Raw genomic sequence first — 2670 nt, 5'->3', positions numbered from 1 at the left:
GTATAGTCACAGTCCGAGCGTGATCAAACCGTCGCAGGCAATGAGTACGGCCCGCCATCAGAATGGAGGGAGGTGAAATTCCTATGAGAGCGTATGCCAACGCTTGTCTGGACGATTTTGGGCATATGACAAGCAAGACCTATTGTATCGAAGGCTTAATGCAACAGCTCTTATCCTCTTGCATATCGTGCCGGATACCATCTCTGAAACCATGCTGTAAAAGCTCCCATCAGCGCAGGTAAGATGGAATTGATTAGACCTATGTAGGGAGAAAGACCAGTGCCCATCAGAATATATGTCCAAATGGGCGTGACGAGATACAGCACCCCCCAGGCGGCGGTCAATATGCGGTTTGTACTGATAAAAAGTGGATTTGAAAAAGCGCTTTCTCCCCCGTAGCCGGACGCACTGTAATGGGCAGTCAGCGGTATTTTGGTAAATGCGCCGATGAACCATATCAGTCCAAAGATCAAATAGCTGCCGGAAACGATAAGCCTTGTATTCGCACCAAATAAAACCGCCAACGAAATCCCGGCCACAATGGGGACGCTGATTTGCTCAAAGACAACAGGACGGAATGCAAGCCATAATAACGGAACAAGCGCCGCCACGGCAATGCCTACTGCACTGCCAACGATGGAATCTATTGCGATTGCTATCCAAATGGCAATCCATGGCAAGAGAAGAATCATCATGTTGGTTTTGCGCGAAGGGGTTACATCGGCTCCCTTTGGGGGAGCCGATGTGCCGAACAATTCATCCCATTTGAGCATGAGGTTAAAATCGCCAATGACTTTATAAAGACGCTGAAACAGCGCATCCTTTCCGGAAATTTCATTGCGGGAGATGGAGCGCCAAAGAGAGTACGGTGTTTCAATCCTTGTGGTATATGGTTTGAAATTCTCTGTTATTACTTCTGACCCTTGCTTTGTCAGCAAAATCTGATAGGTTCTATCAATATCAGTATAATGAAACTCCAGTACACGCTCCACACCGTCGGGTCTGTATAAAGCCGCCATCTGTGTTGTAAAGCTATGGCTTTCATCTGCTGGCACACCCGCATCTTCACCTTTGGCAATACCCCAAGAAGCGTCCGCCATTTTTTCAAACACATCGCGTGGATATAACGGCTCTGCAAGCTCTGCTTGTGTCTCGGCCCGAATCCCTCCGGCCGCATACTCTGCCCCCGCACGGCGGATGGTTTCCAAATATGCATCTGTGCGGCCTTTTAGTTCTGGCACACTAAAGAGCTCTCCCTGTCCGCAAAGGACTGTCGTATATTTGTCTTTTCCGCAAAAGTGGTCAAACATGGGGATAACAGCATCATAATTGCCTTTCGATGTCCAAAAGCCGCAAGTTGAAATAACAAGGTGCTTTTGATGGGTTACCTTATAGCGCATCGGATGTCCCCCGCTCTCGGTACCCTCAGCCATAAACGGCAGACTGAGGGGAAGCTGCCGGTCGATGAGATTTTTAAGCTCTCCTGGAACACCAAAATAGTACAGTGGAAAAGACCAAATAACTACATCAGCGGCAATCAATTTGATCAGGATCTCGCTCATTCCGTCATTTATTACACACTTTCCCGGTGTCTTATTCCAACAGGCGAAGCACCCCAAACAGCCCTTGACGTTCGCTTTTGCCACATCAATAATTTCAGCGTCTGCCCACTTGGCTCCGTTCAAAAATGCGCGGGTAAGGTACATGGTGTTGCTATTTCCACTTTTGGGAGAACCATTCAAAACTAAGATCTTTATCATTTCACTTCTCCTCTAAAACAGCTATTGCTTTATCCGCCCAGGTAAGACCTGCATGGATAAATGCGTCCCCATAAAGTGCTGCTATTCTCCAGTATTTTGATTTTTCATCGTTGCCAACAACCGTCCTATATTTAGAGATAGCATCATAGGCGGCACTCATTCCCTTACTAGCTTCCATGCATTTTTCACGGTATGTTCGAAGCATTTCCAGTGATTGTTCCGTACTCGTTTCTCCTGCGAAAAATACACGCATCAGAAATGCGCTTTTGACACGCATTGCATTAGCAATATCCGATTCCGGCATGGATAGCCAGTTCCCAAGTTCTTCTTTTCCGCTATCCGTTATGGTATATACTCTCTTGTTGGGTTTGTCATTCTGAATAATGCGCTCACTGGTCAGCCAGCCGTGGCACTCCATAGTATCCAGTTCGCGATAAATCTGGCTTGTCTTTGCCTGCCAGAAAAACGAAAGCGAATCCCTAAAAATCTTATCCAGTTCATAGCCAGTCATAGAACCGTAATTCAAGAGTCCCAGCAAACCATGCTTGAGTGACATATGAATTCCTCCTCCGTGTCATATTCAACAAGTTGAGTATAACACGGAGGCAATATAGCGTCAAGGCAAATTTTGCTGAATAGCGTTGGTTTCCGATCTCTATGTTTCGGTATTAGGTAGCTACTTTCTGATGTATCCCGCTTCTACCGAAACCTGTTAAATCGATTGAACAATTTAAATGTAAACGAAAGGGAAAAAACGATACAAGGTTTGGAAGTGTTCACCATCCTTTTGCAATGATACTGTGTAACGCATTAGGCTCCGCAAAGCCCGGTAAACAAAGGGTTTGCGGAGTCGTTTTCACGCAGGGCGGGTGTTTCTATGGCCCCGCCCGTTTTTGCGCCCTGTGCGCAG

Annotated in this window: 2 protein-coding genes; both read right to left on the bottom strand. The window is 46.6% G+C overall.

The features are described from left to right. Window positions 1–170: 170 nt before the first annotated feature. The gene (locus GXZ13_01795) at window positions 171–1757 is read right to left on the bottom strand and encodes a flavodoxin family protein (protein NLX74572.1); all 1587 of its coding nucleotides are present in this window, start codon (window positions 1755–1757) and stop codon (window positions 171–173) included. Window positions 1758–1761: 4 nt separating this feature from the next. Then, complete coding sequence (locus GXZ13_01790) at window positions 1762–2316, bottom strand: PadR family transcriptional regulator (GenBank protein ID NLX74571.1); 555 nt, start codon at window positions 2314–2316, stop codon at window positions 1762–1764. Between the last annotated feature and the right edge of the window lie 354 nt (window positions 2317–2670).

The sequence above is a fragment of the Synergistaceae bacterium genome, assembly GCA_012728235.1.
In the GTDB taxonomy this organism is placed as follows: Bacteria; Synergistota; Synergistia; order Synergistales; family Synergistaceae; genus JAAYFL01.
The sequence above is the reverse complement of the archived record's forward strand: the minus strand, read 5'-3'. Positions and strand labels throughout refer to the sequence as shown.